14 protein-coding genes, 1 pseudogene and 1 riboswitch are annotated in these 17,288 nt (G+C 39.1%); of the genes and pseudogenes, 3 read left to right on the forward strand and 12 right to left on the reverse strand.

Annotated features, from left to right (window positions below; all coding sequences use genetic code 11):
• The first annotated feature begins 13 nt into the window (after window positions 1–13).
• A complete protein-coding gene (locus ISX45_RS13930; RefSeq protein ID WP_194519231.1) occupies window positions 14–1,024 on the forward strand; it encodes a glycosyltransferase family 2 protein in 1,011 nt (336 codons plus the stop codon).
• Window positions 1,021–1,419: a GtrA family protein gene (locus ISX45_RS13935; protein ID WP_181556543.1), complete on the forward strand. Its 399-nt coding sequence runs from the start codon at window positions 1,021–1,023 to the stop codon at window positions 1,417–1,419. Before ISX45_RS13930 ends, ISX45_RS13935 begins: the two co-directional genes overlap by 4 nt.
• A 43-nt stretch (window positions 1,420–1,462) precedes the next feature.
• Here ISX45_RS13935 and ISX45_RS13940 read toward each other — a convergent pair whose 3' ends face one another.
• From ISX45_RS13940 to ISX45_RS13950, 3 genes are all read right to left on the reverse strand, one after another.
• Window positions 1,463–2,914, reverse strand: a complete 1,452-nt coding sequence (locus tag ISX45_RS13940) for a S41 family peptidase (protein ID WP_194519232.1) — start codon at window positions 2,912–2,914, stop codon at window positions 1,463–1,465.
• 594 nt (window positions 2,915–3,508) lie between these two features.
• Window positions 3,509–4,399, reverse strand: a complete 891-nt coding sequence (locus ISX45_RS13945) for an acyl-ACP desaturase (protein WP_194519233.1) — start codon at window positions 4,397–4,399, stop codon at window positions 3,509–3,511.
• Window positions 4,400–4,606: 207 nt separating this feature from the next.
• The gene (locus ISX45_RS13950; protein WP_194519234.1) at window positions 4,607–6,094 is read right to left on the reverse strand and encodes a flavin monoamine oxidase family protein; all 1,488 of its coding nucleotides are present in this window, start codon (window positions 6,092–6,094) and stop codon (window positions 4,607–4,609) included.
• 181 nt (window positions 6,095–6,275) lie between these two features.
• On the opposite strand from ISX45_RS13950, the pseudogene ISX45_RS13955 reads away from it, so the two are divergent.
• Window positions 6,276–6,908: pseudogene (locus ISX45_RS13955) on the forward strand (IS6 family transposase).
• A 308-nt stretch (window positions 6,909–7,216) separates the two neighbouring features.
• On the opposite strand, the gene ISX45_RS13960 reads toward ISX45_RS13955, so the two are convergent.
• The 9 genes from ISX45_RS13960 to ISX45_RS14000 all read right to left on the reverse strand — a co-directional run bounded on the left by ISX45_RS13960 (window position 7,217) and on the right by ISX45_RS14000 (window position 17,243).
• Window positions 7,217–7,924: an ABC transporter ATP-binding protein gene (locus ISX45_RS13960; RefSeq protein WP_181556547.1), complete on the reverse strand. Its 708-nt coding sequence runs from the start codon at window positions 7,922–7,924 to the stop codon at window positions 7,217–7,219.
• A complete protein-coding gene (locus tag ISX45_RS13965; RefSeq protein WP_181556548.1) occupies window positions 7,924–8,703 on the reverse strand; it encodes an ABC transporter ATP-binding protein in 780 nt (259 codons plus the stop codon). The genes ISX45_RS13960 and ISX45_RS13965 overlap by 1 nt, the downstream gene beginning before the upstream one ends.
• Window positions 8,678–9,652 (reverse strand): branched-chain amino acid ABC transporter permease, encoded by a 975-nt coding sequence (locus tag ISX45_RS13970; protein ID WP_181556549.1) that lies wholly within the window; start codon window positions 9,650–9,652, stop codon window positions 8,678–8,680. Before ISX45_RS13970 ends, ISX45_RS13965 begins: the two co-directional genes overlap by 26 nt.
• A 15-nt stretch (window positions 9,653–9,667) precedes the next feature.
• Entirely contained in the window at window positions 9,668–10,546 is an 879-nt protein-coding gene (locus ISX45_RS13975; RefSeq protein WP_181556550.1) for a branched-chain amino acid ABC transporter permease, read from the reverse strand.
• A gap of 115 nt (window positions 10,547–10,661) precedes the next feature.
• Window positions 10,662–11,855: an ABC transporter substrate-binding protein gene (locus tag ISX45_RS13980; RefSeq protein ID WP_181556551.1), complete on the reverse strand. Its 1,194-nt coding sequence runs from the start codon at window positions 11,853–11,855 to the stop codon at window positions 10,662–10,664.
• Window positions 11,856–13,282: 1,427 nt separating this feature from the next.
• A riboswitch (Fluoride riboswitch) is annotated at window positions 13,283–13,343 on the reverse strand.
• 48 nt (window positions 13,344–13,391) lie between these two features.
• A complete protein-coding gene (locus ISX45_RS13985) occupies window positions 13,392–14,744 on the reverse strand; it encodes an Nramp family divalent metal transporter (RefSeq protein WP_181556552.1) in 1,353 nt (450 codons plus the stop codon).
• 240 nt (window positions 14,745–14,984) lie between these two features.
• Window positions 14,985–15,932 (reverse strand): cation diffusion facilitator family transporter, encoded by a 948-nt coding sequence (locus tag ISX45_RS13990; protein WP_194519235.1) that lies wholly within the window; start codon window positions 15,930–15,932, stop codon window positions 14,985–14,987.
• A gap of 14 nt (window positions 15,933–15,946) precedes the next feature.
• Window positions 15,947–16,255: an ArsR/SmtB family transcription factor gene (locus ISX45_RS13995; protein ID WP_194519236.1), complete on the reverse strand. Its 309-nt coding sequence runs from the start codon at window positions 16,253–16,255 to the stop codon at window positions 15,947–15,949.
• 265 nt (window positions 16,256–16,520) lie between these two features.
• A complete protein-coding gene (locus ISX45_RS14000) occupies window positions 16,521–17,243 on the reverse strand; it encodes a ZIP family metal transporter (protein WP_194519237.1) in 723 nt (240 codons plus the stop codon).
• Window positions 17,244–17,288 lie beyond the last annotated feature (45 nt).

Below are 17,288 nucleotides of genomic sequence, written 5' to 3' on the forward strand. Positions count from 1 at the left end.
GGGGGAAACTATCGTGAAAAAGCCGGTATTAACGATTGTTGTACCATGTTATAACGAAGAAGAAGTGTTCCTAGAAACCGCCAAACAATTAACCGCCGTATTGGAAGACTTATTGGACGAACATCTCATCGCAGCCGAAAGCAAAATTTTGTTTGTAGACGATGGTAGTCGTGACCGAACATGGTCGCTCATTGAAAAAGAAAGCGAAACTAATCCGTTTGTAACAGGCTTAAAACTATCGCGTAATTTCGGACACCAAAAAGCGCTTCTGGCCGGGCTTGAAACAGCAAAAAACTATTCTAATTGCGTCATTTCGATTGATGCGGATTTACAAGATGATGTCTCTGTTATTCGTGAGTTTGTGGTGAAATATTGGGAAGGGTACGACATTGTATACGGAGTGCGCCGCAGCCGCAAAACAGACACCTTTTTCAAGCGAGCGACCGCTCAAGGCTTTTATCGTTTTATGCGAAAAATGGGTATTCATCTTGTTTATAACCATGCGGATTTTCGCTTAATGAGCAAACGGGCGTTGGAAGAATTAAGCCGTTACAGTGAAGCAAATGTATTTTTACGCGGAATTGTTCCCTTGCTTGGATTCCGCTCGACCGAGGTGCTATACGACCGAAAAGGGCGATTCGCTGGAGAATCGAAATACCCGCTCAAAAAAATGCTGGCATTTGCCTTTGACGGAATGACATCATTTAGCGTTGCACCGATTCGGTTTATTACATTCATCGGCTTTCTTTCGTTTCTCCTCAGCAGTGCAGCCGGCATTTACGCCCTGATCGTCAAATTATTAGGACATGCGGAATCCGGATGGACATCGTTAATGATTTCGATTTGGTTTATAGGAGGACTCCTATTAATGAGTATTGGCTTAATTGGAGAATATATCGGAAAAATTTATCAAGAGGTAAAGAGACGACCGCGGTTTACGATTGAAGAAAATTTATACTCTCGACAAATGGAACACGAGTTATCCCTTCCTTCATTCCATGAAAAAGAAAGGGTGAAATCATGAATCACCCCTTCTTTCGTTTTTTACTTGTCGGGCTGATGAATACGGCGGTTGGACTGTCTTCGATGTATATGCTTCTCCATCTTGCCCACTTTTCCTATTGGTGGGCAACATTGATCGGCAATACGATCGGCGCTATTGTTAGTTACATTTTAAATCGTGTCTTCACCTTTCAAAGCAACGCTCCGATTGCCGATAGCGCCGTTCGCTTTCTTATCGTCATCATGACGTGCTATTTTGTTTCCTATCGCCTCGCGAAACAAATCGCAGATTGGACAATGACAACCATTTCCATTGTACCTCCGCATTATACGAACGATATTGCCATTTTATTTGGCACGGCTCTCTATACCGTTCTCAACTATCTTGGTCAAAAACGATTTGTGTTCGTAAAATAAAAATGGGCTGCATCCGCATACGGATCAGCCCATTTTGTTTGGATTATTGGAAAAGTACTTTCATTGCTGTCTTTAATTGTTCATCATTTTTGTCATCACGAATTGCTTCAAGCACTTTCGTTTGCAGCAATTCCGCTGTTGCCTTATCAATCTTTCCGGTGACCGGAAGGTTGTTTGCTTTTTGGAATTGTTTAACAGCTTCTACTGTTTTTTGGCTGAAATAACCATCCTCACGTCCCGGATCAAAACCAAGACCTTTTAACATTTGCTGAGCACTTTTTACTTGTTCGTTATTCATATCGTAAACAAGTTCTTTTTCAATATGGATTGGGCTTGCGTAGAAGTATTCCGGTTGTTGCACCACTACGTCCGGTTTGATTCCTTTTTTATGAATCCAATGCCCATCAGGAGTCAACCATTTATAAAGTGTCAGTTTGATATTGCTGCCATCGCCCATTGGAATCGCTTGTTGAACGGTTCCTTTTCCAAATGTCGTCTCTCCAACAAGCTTATAGCCTCCTGCTTCCTTCATAGCCCCTGCGAGAATTTCCGAAGCGGAAGCACTTCCTTTGTCAATTAACACGACAACCGGATACGGTTTTTTCGTTGCTAAATCAGAGTAGAAGCGCTGTTTATCACCATCGCGCTCTTCAATTTGTACATATGGCTTATCTTTCGGAATAAACTGTTTTAAAATTTCCTCGACGCTTTGTAAATATCCTCCTGGATTACCACGCACGTCAATGACTAATCCTTCAATTTTTTCATCTTCTAATTTTTTTAATTTCTTTTTAAAATCTTGTGCCGTATTTTCTGAGAATGACGTTACTTCCAAATACCCAACCTTTTTCCCTTTGTACGTTTTCATGGAGTCATATACTGTTTCGATTGGGATTTCATCACGGACAACATTTACTTTTAATACTTCCTTCACACCTGGACGAAGAACATCCAAGTGAACGGTCGTCCCTTTTTTACCGCGAATCTTCATTACCGCTTCATATAAATCGAGTCCTTCAATACTTTCTCCATTCACTTTAATAATTTGGTCGTTTGGTTTCAGTCCAGCCTTTTCTGCTGGTGAATTCTTAAACGGAGCGACAATCGTCACTTTTCCGTCAATCATGCTCACCTCGGCACCAATGCCTTCAAAGGAAGAATCTAATGATTCGGTGAATTGATGTGCCGTTTCCTCATCCATATACACAGAATAAGGGTCATTGAGCGTTTCAATCATCCCTTGAATCGCGCCTTCAATTAATTTTTGATGATCGACTTTTTGGACATAGCGATTTTTAATTAACTCGTACGCTTGTTCAACTTTCTTTAACTCTTCCTCCTCGCTTTTTGTTGCTTTGTTTGCATCCTGTTTCGGTTGGATAAGCGACATGTGATCACCCGCATCCCGGTCAACTAGCTGCATACCGGCATACGTCCCGCCTGCCCCAACCAACATGGATAAAGCCATTAACATTGCTGTCGTTTTCTTGTTCACTCTCTTCTCCTCCTCACCCTACACCATACAGGAAAGGCACCACACAACGTGCCGTGCGATGCCTTTTATTATCATCATATGGATTGCTTGTACATATTATGTATAAAATAAATCATCCATGCAATATCAGTTTACACGTTTATGTTTATTTTCTCAACTAAGAAGCAAGAGAATTATTTATTTTCTCTTCCTTGAAAAGTACCCTTTCGAAGAAAACATTAGAGCACATTAAAATAGGATTCAAACTCGTTGTCTGAACCCCATTTGTCTACACTCTCAGCTTATCGACAAAGGCGGCAAGCTAAGCTGCCAGCAGATGTCCAAATAAGGAAAATTCGATATCTAAACATATCATAGAACAAGACAACGAGTCTGTGCTATGTTCAAACAGCTACTCAAAATCCTGAACGGGATGGAAATGATGCATATGCTGAAAAAAGGACAACTTCCACAAGAGGTGAAGTCTGTCCAAAATCGAAAGGAATCTATTAACGTTTTAGCATCGTATCATAATCTGTAATCATGTCCTATATTTCTAGTAAATGATCTTCGTACCGAAACCATGTTGTACATCTGCATGTTTCAGAATATGAATTAGTTGCCCCTTGAAAATCTATCGCGTATTTTTTTCAGTCTTGCATGATACTCTAAGATTTCGATTCTTGCTTTTTCAGCTAGAGGTGCAATTGGTCGTAAGTCTTTTAATCTCCAATAATCAACAATGACATCAAGCACTTGATCAAAATATTGAAGCGGACCATAATTCGCTTCTTTTGCGATGACAGCCATTCGATTTTCAAAGTCAGGCATAACAGCACCAGGCATTTTAAAATTCATGATCACATTGGCAATGTGATAGCAATAATTAGGTTCCAATTCCAAATGCGCCCGAATGACATCCCGATAGAACGCATAATGAAGAGTTTCATCCTTAGCAAGCCGGCGTAATAACGTAGCAAGTTCTGGATCATGCTTACCTGCCACCTTGGCTACATTATTGTAAAACACCATCGTTGCAAGCTCTTGTAACGTCGTATATGTCATCGCTTCAATGGGTGTATGGAAATTTGTCGTAAATCCATTTTCAACGACTGATTTTCTTAATTCATGCAATCGTTTAGGATCAACATTTCGAGTAAGCAACAAGTAAGTTTCTAATAAATCAGAATGTTGATCTTCTTCCGAAGTCCATGTATGGATAAAATCTGTAATCACAGAAAGGGATCCTTTAAAGGTTTCGGATAGATAGGTAGTAAACCATGGTAAGTTTACTTCTGTTAATAAAGCTGTTTCAATAGCAGTAATCACACCAGAAGGCAGAGTAACTTGACTTTCATCCCAAGGAACTCTTTTAAAATCCATTCCCTTATCCCATGGTAAAAACTCATGATAGCCCCAATCGATTTTCTTTGCTCGCTCTTTATGTTGTTCATAAAGTTCTTTCAAACGTGATTCTAATCGAAAATCTAAATCGTTTGTTAGCATAGCATTCTCCCTTTCTCACTATTCAGCAAAATAAAAACTTGTCACTCTTTTAACGTAAATGGGAATTCGCAATAAGATGACGATCGATAACGAGAATTATGCTATGTGAATCGTTGTAAGTTTTTGTTCTGTGCAAACCGCATAAAAGTATAATTATACGCAGTAATGTTTCCTACACCAATTCCCCTCTTTATTATTTATATTTAATCAGGACTGAAAGAAAGTTCTTGGTAAGTCATTAACTTCATAGGCAACATGTATTCCGGACTCGATTGCACCTTGGATCCAACCGTGGGTAGATGAGGCATGTTCTCCAGCAAAATGAACTCTTCCTTCGGGAGAGGAAATATAGGGAGATAGTTCTGTCGCCTGTTCTGGTTTAAACATCGTGAAAGCTCCACCAGAGTACGGATACCGGACCCAGCTGTGGCTCGTTCCTGTTTCAAACTCACGATATACCTCTTTACCATGGATGATGGCCAAGTTTTTTAATGAATATTCCAAACGGTTTTCATCGCTCAAACTATCCCACGGTATAGTATCATCCTCCCATGTATAACTAGCCAAAATAACCCCCGCTTCTGTTGTACCAAGGCCATGACTCGGATATTGAGTATACGTAATAGGAAGATCAGAAACAGTTTTCCCGCCATACATGCCTTCCTTTTCCCAGAACCTGCTTTTAAACTGAATGCCGGTCTTCGTAGAGCCCACATAATGAAGTTCCCGAATCGCCTTCCATTTGTTGTGAGAAAAAGAATCACGTGGTTCAACCTCTACAAATTGTAAGATTGAAAAAGGAATGGTCACAATTGCAAGATCACCGGTGATTTGAAATGGCTCCAAGATTCTTGTATGGACAGAATGAATGGTTACTTGATTGTTGTGCTGCACAATTTTCCTCACCTTTTGTCCGAACATGATATTATCTTTCAATTGAGGAACAAATGCTTTAGGAAGTTGGTCGTTACCGCCTGTGATCTCATAAAAGACAATATTAGGGGTAAACAAGATCATCAGTTCGCGTAACGCTTCTAGGAAAGAAAGTTCCGGAAATCCTTCCAGTGAAAGAAGTACTTTGATCATCTCGATAGCAGCCGGAGATAACGTGGTTCCAAACGGGTTATATCTCAAATAAGCGTCCATCGAGTATTTATCCAATTCTTTTACGACTAAAGGCCAATTCTTTCGTGGGTTTTGGTTAATAAAATCTGTCACGGGCTTAATTGCGTATTGAAGCAACTGCGTAGCAGTTCTCCCCCTTTCATGCGGGGCTACCGGAAAGCCCAAAATGTCAGGGTTTCTTTCATACATCTTTAAACGAGTTTTGATTCCTCTAACATAGATAATGTCGTTAGGAGTGCTGTTGATAAACTTATTAATCGGAAGACGGAATTTTCTTATATATTCCAAAGTCAAAAAATGAGTATGAGGAATACGCATCGCACCCGCTTCAAGATACTGATCATCTCTAAAATCGGATCGCAACGTATAGATCCGTCCTCCCACCCTTTCAGAAGCTTCAAGAATCGTCACATTGTGTCCAGCTTGTTTAAGCAAAGAGGCTGCGACCAGTCCTGCCATCCCTGCGCCAACAACGATAATCTTCTTGGGAATTTTTGTTTTTTGAAGTCCATTTCTGATGATAGAAATCATCTGATCGGATGATAACTTAGGATATATGTAACTTGACATACTTCCCCCCCTTTACAATGCTCGTCAAACCGTAAACTGACAAAAAGATGCCTTACTGTCATCTTATTCAGCCAGAAAGTACAGTTATGCAAAAAATCTCCGAAACTCGGACATACTGATACTACTAATCTAAAAAAAGGGGGTGACAAATTCGTGCAAGTGGAAGCATGATCAACTTGATATGATTTTGTTAAAGGTGATGGGATAGTACTTACGGCACAATCGGAGCTTTCGTGCTCCTGTGGAAATGATGGAAGAACGAGGTTGGTCAATCGAGCATACATCCATTATGAGTTGGGTTCATCCATACGGACCCCAATTGAATAAGAGAATCCATCGTCATCTCCAGCAAGCGAATGACTTGTGAAAAATAGATGAAACCTATATCACGGTAAAAGGGAAATGAAAGCACTTGTATCGTGTGCAGCGGGTTCCCAAGGAAACTCCGTTGATTTTTACCTAAGCAAAACAAGAGACCAAAAAGCTGCAAGGCGCTTCTTAAAGACTGCTTTGCGGTCTTCTCATGTCTCTACACCTCGTGTCATTACAGTCGATAAAAACCCAGCTTACCCTGTACCAATAGAAGAGTTGAAGAAAGAAAAAGGATGCCAGCAGGCATCCAAATAAGGAAAATGAAATATCTCGATAACATAGTGAAACAAAATCATCCATTTATTGTTCGTTCTATGTTAGGATTGGGATCCTTTCGTACAGCAAAGCCCATATTTTTTGTTAAAAAAGGAAAGTTGCTTTACTGGACAAGTCTGTCCAAAATTCAGTGAAATCCATCAATTATTTTGGAATTACTTCGTAAACCTCGATTCCGTTAAAAATCTTTATGAATGCCGTATTGGCATTAGAACCAAAAGATAAGAACTAGAACTATATTTTGAGTAGAAAAAATATTCAAAAAACAACAGCGATATTTGGTTACTTTACTCCTTCTCTTGCTATTTAGTTGTCTTGTTCTATTAGTTTTAATTCTTGGAAAATTAGTATTTGTTCAATTCTCATTCCTGTATCACTTCATATCCGTGATCTGCAGGCTTTTCCTCCAAAATCGAAACACTATTTTAAGAAATTAGTAAGACGAAATCATAAAAAACTTGCTTTTGTTTGTTATCAATGTCCTCCAAGGTACGCCATCTTTACTTGTTCACTAGCGTTTAACTCTTCTGCTGAACCGGACAAAACAACACGGCCAGATTCAATGACATACGCCCGATCCGCCACAGAAAGTGCCATATTCGCGTTTTGTTCAACTAGCAATATGGTAGTTCCAAATGAATTAATCTCTTCAATGATCCGAAAGATCGTTTTGACCAACAAAGGAGCTAGTCCCATAGATGGCTCGTCTAACAGAAGGAGACGCGGACGTGCCATTAATGCGCGGCCCATGGCCAGCATTTGTTGCTCTCCTCCCGACAAGGTTCCGGCAAGTTGCTTTCTACGTTCGTGGAGTCGTGGGAATAGTTGATACACTTTCTCGAAATCCTGTCGAATCCCATCTTTATCCTTCCTTAAAAAAGCACCTAATTCTAAGTTTTCTTCTACGGTCATATTGGCGAAGATACGACGACCTTCTGGAACATGAGAAATTCCTTGTTTTACAATCATCTGTGCTGCTTTGCCTGCAATAGATTGCCCCTCATATAAAATGTCTCCATGTTTCGGCTTTAACAATCCGGAAATCGTCTTTAGCAGCGTACTCTTGCCAGCGCCATTTGCTCCAATTAATGTGACGATTTCTCCTTCTTGTACTTCAAGTGAAACACCTTTTAACGCTTGAATATTTCCGTAAAATACATCGATACTTTCTACCTTTAGCATTACGAAACCTCCTCTCCTAGATATGCTTCAATCACTTTAGGATTATTTCTGATCTCTTCAGGTGTCCCATGTGCGATGAGCTGTCCGTGATCAAGCACGTAAATTCGTTCACATACTCCCATAACAAGAGACATATCATGCTCAATAAGCAAAATCGTTAATTGGAACTTTTCTCTTATAAAAGCGATCAAATTCATCAGTTCTCGGGTTTCCTGCGGATTCATTCCGGCTGCCGGCTCATCGAGCAACAACAATTTTGGATGTGCCGCAAGAGCTCTTGCAATTTCTAAACGACGTTGTTGTCCGTATGGTAAATTTTTTGCTTTTTCATACATAAAACTCTCAAGATTGAAAATTTTCAAAAACTCAATAGCCTTTTCTTCTATTTCTTTCTCGCCAGAAAAATGAGAAGGCAAGCGAAAAATGGAGCTAAAAATGGAATGACGAGCAAGAGAATGGTAGGCAACCTTTACATTATCAAGTACGGAAAGTTCACCGAACAGTCGAATGTTCTGAAACGTACGACTAATCCCTTTTCGTGTAATTTTGTAAGGTGCCAGACCGTTTAACTTTTCATTATCAAGTACAATACTTCCTTCTGTCGGTTCATATACACCTGTCAGCAGGTTGAAAAATGTCGTTTTACCTGCACCGTTCGGTCCAATCAGCCCAACCAATTCTCCCGCATTTAATTCAACATTTATACCAGACAATGCTTTCAAGCCGCCAAAATGAATTCCAACATTATTGGCTTTAAGCAACGGTTTGTTTGTTTTCACCCTGTTTTCCCCCTTCAACCGCTTTGCCTAACCTGAAGAATGAAGTCAATTCTCGGGTACCTAACAACCCTTTTGGACGATAGATCATGACCAATATAAGTACTAAACTATATATGATCATCCGAGTCTCTGGATAATCCTGAAGGAACGTAGAAACAATTGTCAACAAAATAGCAGCTATGACCGCGCCAGACATGCTTCCTAATCCCCCAAGCACGACGAAAATCAAAATATCAAATGACTTCAAAAAACCAAAATTCGTCGGCTGAATAATATAAAAGTTATGGGCGTAAAGACCTCCGGCAATACCAGCAAAAAAAGAACCTATCACAAACGCGGCGACTTTATAGTACGTTGTATTAATCCCCATTGAATCCGCAGCAATTTCATCCTCTCGAATAGAAATGCAAGCACGGCCATGAGTGGAGTTTGTAAAGTTTGCAATGACAATAATGGTAATAAGCAGGCAGGCAAATACCCACGGCCAACTTGTTAGATGGGTTACTGTCATACCGCTGGCGCCGCCAACATAATCAACGTTTAGTAAGATGATTCGTACGATTTCTCCGAAACCAAGCGTAGCGATCGCCAGATAATCCCCCTTTAGCCGAAGGCTAGGAATGCCAATTAGAAGCCCCGCTGCCGCTGCTACAATACCGCCGACCAGTAAAGAAAGTGCAAACGGCATTTGCAGTTTCATTGTCATAATAGCAGAGGCATAGGCGCCCACTGCAAGAAACCCTGCATGCCCAATTGAAAACTGGCCTGTAATACCAATGATGAGATGAAGACTGACTGCCAATATGATATTAATAGCCATAAAAAACAGTGTATTAATATAAAAAGTATTTAACATTCCTCCTGATATTAATAACTGAACCACGATAAAAAACACAAGTGCTAACACAAAAGAAATCCAAAATCCATTGATCCGTTTTAAAGTAGTCATCAACTTCTATCCTCCTTATACTTTTTCTCTTACATTTTTGCCAAATAGGCCTGATGGTCGGAAAATAAGAATAAGTATAAGAACGATAAAAGCCACTCCGTCACGCCAGAGAGAATAACCAAGTCCGCTTACTAGTGCTTCAATCACACCAAGGGCAAGACCGCCGACCATAGCACCCGGAATAATACCGATACCTCCTAATACTGCCGCTACGAAGGCTTTTAAACCTGGAATAATGCCCATAAGTGGCTCAATTTTAATATAGTAAATACCGAAGATGACACCCGCAGCGCCTGCCAGCGCGGATCCTATTGCAAAGGTTGCGGATATTGTATTATCTACGTTAATCCCCATTAGTCGCGCTGCTTCTGAATCATAAGAAACAGCACGCATGGCTTTTCCTATTTTCGTTTTATGAACGATTAACTGAAGTAAAATCATCAATACAATGGAAGTACAAAGAATCAATAATGACTGACTGCTAATGGTCACGCCAAATACTTCAATGCTTTTATCAGGGAGCAGTGTACTTGGATATGCTTCTGGCTGAGCACCTCGTACATATATCGTCCCGTATTCAATAAAAAGCGAAACCCCGATTGCAGTGATTAAAGCTGCAATTCTTGTGGCGTTTCTTAAAGGCTTATAAGCAATTCTTTCAATAATTACGCCCAATAAGGCACATACAACCATAGCCAATAGAAGCGCTGGGAAGAACCCTAGATTTAAACTTGTAATCGCATAAAATCCGACAAACGCACCAACCATAAACACATCGCCATGAGCAAAATTAATCAGCCTAACAATTCCGTACACCATCGTATATCCGAGAGCGATCAACGCATATATGCTGCCAAGAGATATCCCGTTAACTAGCTGTTGAATGAGTTCCATATTTGCACTCTCCTTAGGAAGTACTGTTTTCATTTCGAAGGATTAAAGCTATTAAGCTATTAAAACCCTGAATAGGGGGACATGCCCCCTATTCGACTCATACCATTAGATGGTATTATGGATTCACTTTTGTTTTAAACTGTTGCTCACCATCTTTATATTCAAGAATTGTTGCAGATTTAACTGGATCATGATTCTTATCAAGAGTCAATGTTCCTGATACGAGGGAGAGGTCCTTCGTTTTAGCAAGAGCCTCCTTGATTTTTACCGGATCTGCACTTCCTGCGCGTTTGATTGCATCAGCAAGGAAATACGCCGTATCATATCCAAGTGCGTTAAACGCATCTGGAGATTTGTTGTATTTTGCCTTGAACGCTTTTACGAACTCCTGAATTTTAGGATCTGGATCATTAGAAGAATAGTGATTTGTAATAAATGTATTATTTAGAGCTTCTTTTCCAGCAATTTCAACAAGCTTTGGAGAATCCCAGCCGTCACCGCCCATAAAAGGAACTTTAAGACCAAGTTCACGTGCTTGTTTCACAATAAGACCTACTTCTTCATAATAACCAGGCAAGAATACAAATTCCGGATTAGCAGATTTAATACGTGTAAGAGTAGCACGGAAATCGGTGTCTTTTGCCACATAGGCTTCTTCCGCTACAATCTTTCCGCCGTCTTTCTCAAATGATTTTTTAAAAGAAGCAGCAAGCCCTTTTGAATAATCACTAGAACTATCAATGAGTATAGCTGCATTTTTTACCTTCAAATCATTGATCGCAAATTTAGCGGCTACCGTACCTTGGAAAGGATCGATGAAGCAAGTTCGGAATACGAAGTCATTTACTTTGCCGCCTTTATTTGTAATAGTAGGATTCGTTCCTGTAGGTGTAATTAACGGAATTTTGTTATCCTGCGCCACTTGGACTTGAGCAAGCGTATTTGTGCTTGTTGCTGACCCAATAATTGCTTTAACTTGATCCTGACTAATCAGTTTAATTGCACCATTAGTAGCTTCTGCTGCATCAGATTTATTGTCTACTTTGACTAGTTTCAACTCTTTTCCATTAATGCCTTCTTTATTAATTTCCTCGAGCGCAAGTTCCAAACCTTCAGCAATAGACTGTCCAAATGAAGCTACTCCACCAGACAATTCGAGATCAGCACCGATTTTAATGATATCGTCTCCTCCGCCATTATTGCCTGACGAACTAGTTCCATTATTTTGGGATCCACCATTACACCCTACCATCAGACTGCTAGTTATCATAAGTGACAAAAAAACACTAACTAATTTTTTCTTCCTCATAATTTACCCCCATAATAAAAAATTTGGTAAAATCCTTTATTGGCTACAGCTATCTTTTACACTTATCGAAATCCCCCCTATGCATTTTTATGAATAATAAAATTGTTCTTAATTAATATAATTTTACAAAAATTATACTTTTTCGTCTAGGTGTATAAGTAAAATAAATGTCATTTGTACTTAATTTAAAATTACTAATCATTTCGAACACATATGTCTTTTTTATCTAAAAAGCAATAACTCATTTACATATTACATATATATCTTCTATTTTACCCTCTTACGTCTCTTGCCCATTATCGTTCTTTATCAACTATTATCTTTTAGTTACTTAAAAAATTAATTTATTTTTAAGGAATAATTTGTAAATAGAAAATAATAAAAAACTGCTCATTTTTGAACAGTTTTTTCATCTTCAGCGATTAACCCTTTGCAGCACCTTTATGGCTGTATCCTTTCCGAGTTCAGGTAATGTTTTGAATCATTTGGAACATGTGATAGTCACTCTTTTATCAACTGACTTTTTGATCGTTTTTTGCCTAAAGAAAAACCGCCTCTTAGTCATTAGGAGGCGGTTTCATGCAATCCATTTTGTATAGAGACAAAAATAGTTTTAAAAAAGACATTGTTAAACATATTGATTTTTCAAGCTTTCTCATTTAAAAACAGATTATTTGCTTGAAATCAAAAAATGCATAAATATTTTAATATTGTAATTCTGTTCTAACATCAGCAATCCGTTCAATCTACACATTTACGGTATAAACATTATTTATTCGATAATTTCGTAATATTATATTTAAAATAAGACAACATTAAAGTAAAGCGGTGAACGCTATTTTATTCAAATCGCTATTTTAGATTTACATTTTTTTCTTTTCTTAAGTGGCTTGACTTCTATGTACAAAAGTGAGAAACAACCTGATTCAGTCGGTTGCCTCTCCATCCCGTTCGTATTGGCATTTGTCATCTTAGAGCAGGTGTCCTCGCCGCAGATGAAACCTTCGTCTTCATTCGCAGTGTTAAAAATGGGCGTCTTGCCTTAAGAATTTTGTGAGTTCTCCGCCGCATCGTACGTATAGTTGAAATCAAGCACAGCGAGCGGCACAGACAATATGCTGACCCGTTCATCTTCCTGCGTCATCATACGATTGATACACGCTGAAGAAAGAAGAATTGACACTATTTTTCACGTTCATGCGAATCGATTGACCGTTTTCATTGTAGTAAAACTCAGTCATTCGTCCTGTCAGCATTTGAATTGACGATAAACAGTCAAACGTTACGTATACTAACTGCCGCCGTATAAAAGATAAATTACACTTGCTTAACTTAATTGACTAACGAGGACGATAGTTAAATAACGTCAGTCACTATACATTTATCACAATCTTTTCAACATAATAAACCGACTCCTGCCAGAGAAATCTCTAGCAGGAGTCATTGGGCATAAAAACGGTTATGGCGAACTCCACCGCCTAATTCAGCTGGACTTAATGACGATATTTATAATAGGTAATTGAAACCATCAGTTCATTAGCCAAAGAAAGTCTGAATCAATAAATATGCGTTTAAGCTGATAATCACAATAGCTACCATCCACGCAAGAACGCTCAACCATAATGGATTTACGAACTCTCCCATCTTCTTTTTATCGCTTGTAAATTGGACAAGAGGAACAACCGCAAAAGAGAGCTGTAAAGAAAGAATTACTTGGCTCAAAATAAGCAATTGAGCCGTTCCGCTTTCGCCATAAAGAGCAGTTACGATGACAGCCGGAACAATGGCAATCAATCGAGTGATAAGCCTTCTTAACCAAGCAGGAAGGCGAATGTTTAGAAACCCTTCCATCACAATCTGGCCGGCCAAGGTCCCTGTTAATGTTGAGTTTTGACCAGAGGCCAACAAAGCAACTCCAAATAAAATACTTCCAAGTGTGGTCCCAAGCAGTGGAGCAAGCAAGTGATAAGCATCTCCAATCTCCGCGACATCCTTCATTCCTGCTTTATGGAATGTAGCAGCAGAAACAATAAGGATAGATGCATTAATTAATAAAGCAAAGAAGAGTGCAATAGTTGAATCCCAAGCGGCATATTTGATCGCTTGTCGTTTCCCCACACTGGTTTGTTCGTATTGCCGTGTCTGCACAATGGAAGAATGCAGATAAAGATTATGAGGCATTACGGTTGCACCTAAAATACCGATGGCGATATAGAGCATTGCTGGATTGTCAAGAATCTCTTTGCTTGGAACAAATCCCTCCAATATGCCGCCGACATCTGGTTTAGAAAGAAAGATTTCAGTCGCAAAGCAAGCACTAATAGTTAGAATTAAAATAATTACCAACGCTTCAATATAACGAAACCCTTTATTCTGCAATAACAATACAACCAGTACATCCACAGCTGTAATAATAACTCCGTATATTAATGGAATTCCAAACAACAAATTCAACGCGATTGCCGAACCGATCACTTCCGCCAGATCACAAGCCGCGATGGCTAACTCGCATAAAACCCATAAAGCTATTGCTACAGGCTTGCTGTAATGATCGCGACAAGCTTGTGCCAAATCTCTTCCCGTTACAATTCCCAACTTGCTAGCTAAGGCTTGAAGCAATATTGCCATTAAATTTGAAAGCAAAATCACGAAAAGTAACGTATACCCGAACTGGGAACCTCCTGCAATATCAGTCGCCCAGTTTCCCGGATCCATATACCCCACGGCAACTAAGTATCCTGGTCCAGCAAACGCTAGAAACTTTTTCATCCAAGACCCCGTCTTTGGTATACGCAAACTTCTATACACTTCGGGTAAAGTGGGTTGTGTCCGTTTCTTTCTCCAACCTTTCTCAACAGCTAACGGCGGTTTTTTTATATTTTCACTCACGATGATCACCTCATCATTGGTTTACACTAAATATTTTGTGTCAAGGAAACTTTTAGAATAAAAAAATTTGCTCCTACACTTAGAAACTAGATATATGTAAGAGCAATGAAAATGTTACCTAAATGAATTGTACATCAGAAAATATTTTAGTCAAGGGAAACTTTTATCGTTTATTAGTTTGAGCTCTCCAAAAATATTGAACAAGGTACCATCCTTGCTCTATATTGGTCATATTTTTCGTTAAACCTTCATTTCCCTGTGATGGATTTGAGAGGTTTCAATTTGAATGGTTGTATGCTGAATTTTAAAGTGTTCCTCAATAAAATGGATCGCTTCCTGTAAAACCTTTTGACTGTCTTGATGATCTTCAATCAAAATATGGCAACTTAATGAATCCAATCCTGATGTAATCGTCCAAATATGAAGGTCGTGAACATCAACCACTCCTTCGATATTTTCTAAGGCTTCTTTTACTTCATTTAGATCAATGGTAATGGGCGTTCCTTCCATCAAAATGTGAACCGTATGTTGAATCACTCCCCAAGCGCCTTTCAAGATTAATAAGGCAACCAGAACAGAAATGATGGGATCAGCTACATACCAACCAAAGAGCCACATAACAAACCCAGCGATGATAGCGCCTACGGAACCCAAAGCGTCACCGATAACGTGAAGATAGGCACTACGAAGATTGACATTATTTTTCACATCCCCTTTTCTCATTAACGCCCATGCACTTAAAAGATTGGCAAAAAGACCAATGGACGCAATCAGCATCATAGAGCCGCTAGCTACGGTTGGCGGGTTGTAAAAACGCTCAATGGCTTCCCATACGATAAATCCAGCGATAACAAACAAGGTAACCCCATTAAATAAAGCCGCTAAGATTTCAAAACGATAAAAGCCGTACGTTTTATTAGGGGAGGCTGGTTTGGTTGCAAACCAAATTGCAACTAGACTAAGAGCGAGTGAACTGACATCACTAAGCATATGACCAGAGTCAGAAAGAAGGGCTAAGCTGTTGGTGATTAAACCTCCAAAAAACTCTAACAACATAATTCCAGCGGTAATAAGAAGTGCGATCGTAAGTCCGTTTTTATTCCCTTCTCTGCCATGATCGTGGTGGTGTCCGTGGTGATGGTGATGACCATGGTGGTCGTGAGAGTGATGGTGGTGATGACTATGCACTGTCAAACGCCTCCTTAATGATGTTCAGAATGGTCAATAGCTTGCCTTAATAATGAAATAACGTGTTCGTCATCGCAGGAGTAGAACAGTGTTTTTCCTTCACGGCGATACTTAACTAGTCTCAGACTTCGTAACATACTAAGTTGATGGGAAACGGCTGATTGAGACATTTCCAACACTTCTGCAATGTGATTTACATTGCACTCTTCTTGCGATAACAAATAAAGAATTTTAATTCTTGTTGGATCGGCTAATACCTTAAATATTTGCGATATATGTTCAACTGTTTCAGATTTTAAGAAAGAATGGTCTTCGGTCTTCATTAATGATTCCCCTCACCTTATTATATATGAGCATATGTTCATATGTATGTATAATATTTTAAATTCAGTTTTTTGTCAAGTTTAGGAAATATTTTTTTAATGAAAATAGGTTATTTACCAATGAAATGAAATAGCATCGTTTTTCATAAAAATTTTCCGAAAGAACAATATATGGATCACTTTTTTAAACATCTGTTAAATGATTCTTAGAGAAGACATACAAAAAAGGGAACAACTTAACGTGTACCTTTTTTTGTAAAGTTTTTTACAAAAGAAATAAGTAAAATGAAATGAATACAAAACCGATTCCAGCCATGATAACACAGTATATTTTTGTAGATGTGCGTAAAGCTGTTCCAAAAATTTCTTTCCCCGTCACTGAAAGCATTACTCCCATCGCCAATGAGATAATCATCGCTACTAGCCAAGGAAGACCCATTCCATAATTGCTTCCTATGAAGGCTCCAACTCCTACGGGGATAGAGGCTACGGTAGCCCCAAGTACGATGCTGAGAATTCCAAACCCAGCCATCAGCAAGGGAGTAAAAACAGCAATACCTTCTGGAATATTATGAAGCATGATCGTAGTCATCATTGGTTTAGTCAATGAAGCGTGAGTATTTGCTCCAAGTGCGATGCCTGTTGGAAAATTATGCAGGGCAATACTGAATGTTAAAAATAGACCAGAATGTACGAATAAGTCTTTTTTAGCGTCATTTGTAATAATGATCACATTATGAGAAACCTTTTCTAGCTGCTTGTAAATAAAATACCCAAAAATCAATCCGGCAATAGGGACAAACCAGCCTCCAATTTCTATGCTTTCAGGCAAAATTTCCATTGTGACCAGTCCAAATATCATTCCACTACATATGGAAAAAATGGTCGGCATTCCTTTTTGCAAACCTTTAAACAGCCAAGCAATCACTCCACCAGATAACATTCCAATAGCAGAAGCAGAAAAACCTAAAAGCCAAAGTGAGTTCATCCATCATCCCCCCTTGTACTAAGTTGTCTTTACTTTTATATCTGC

This window comes from Thermaerobacillus caldiproteolyticus (assembly GCF_015326725.1).
Taxonomy (GTDB): domain Bacteria; phylum Bacillota; class Bacilli; order Bacillales; family Anoxybacillaceae; genus Thermaerobacillus; species Thermaerobacillus caldiproteolyticus.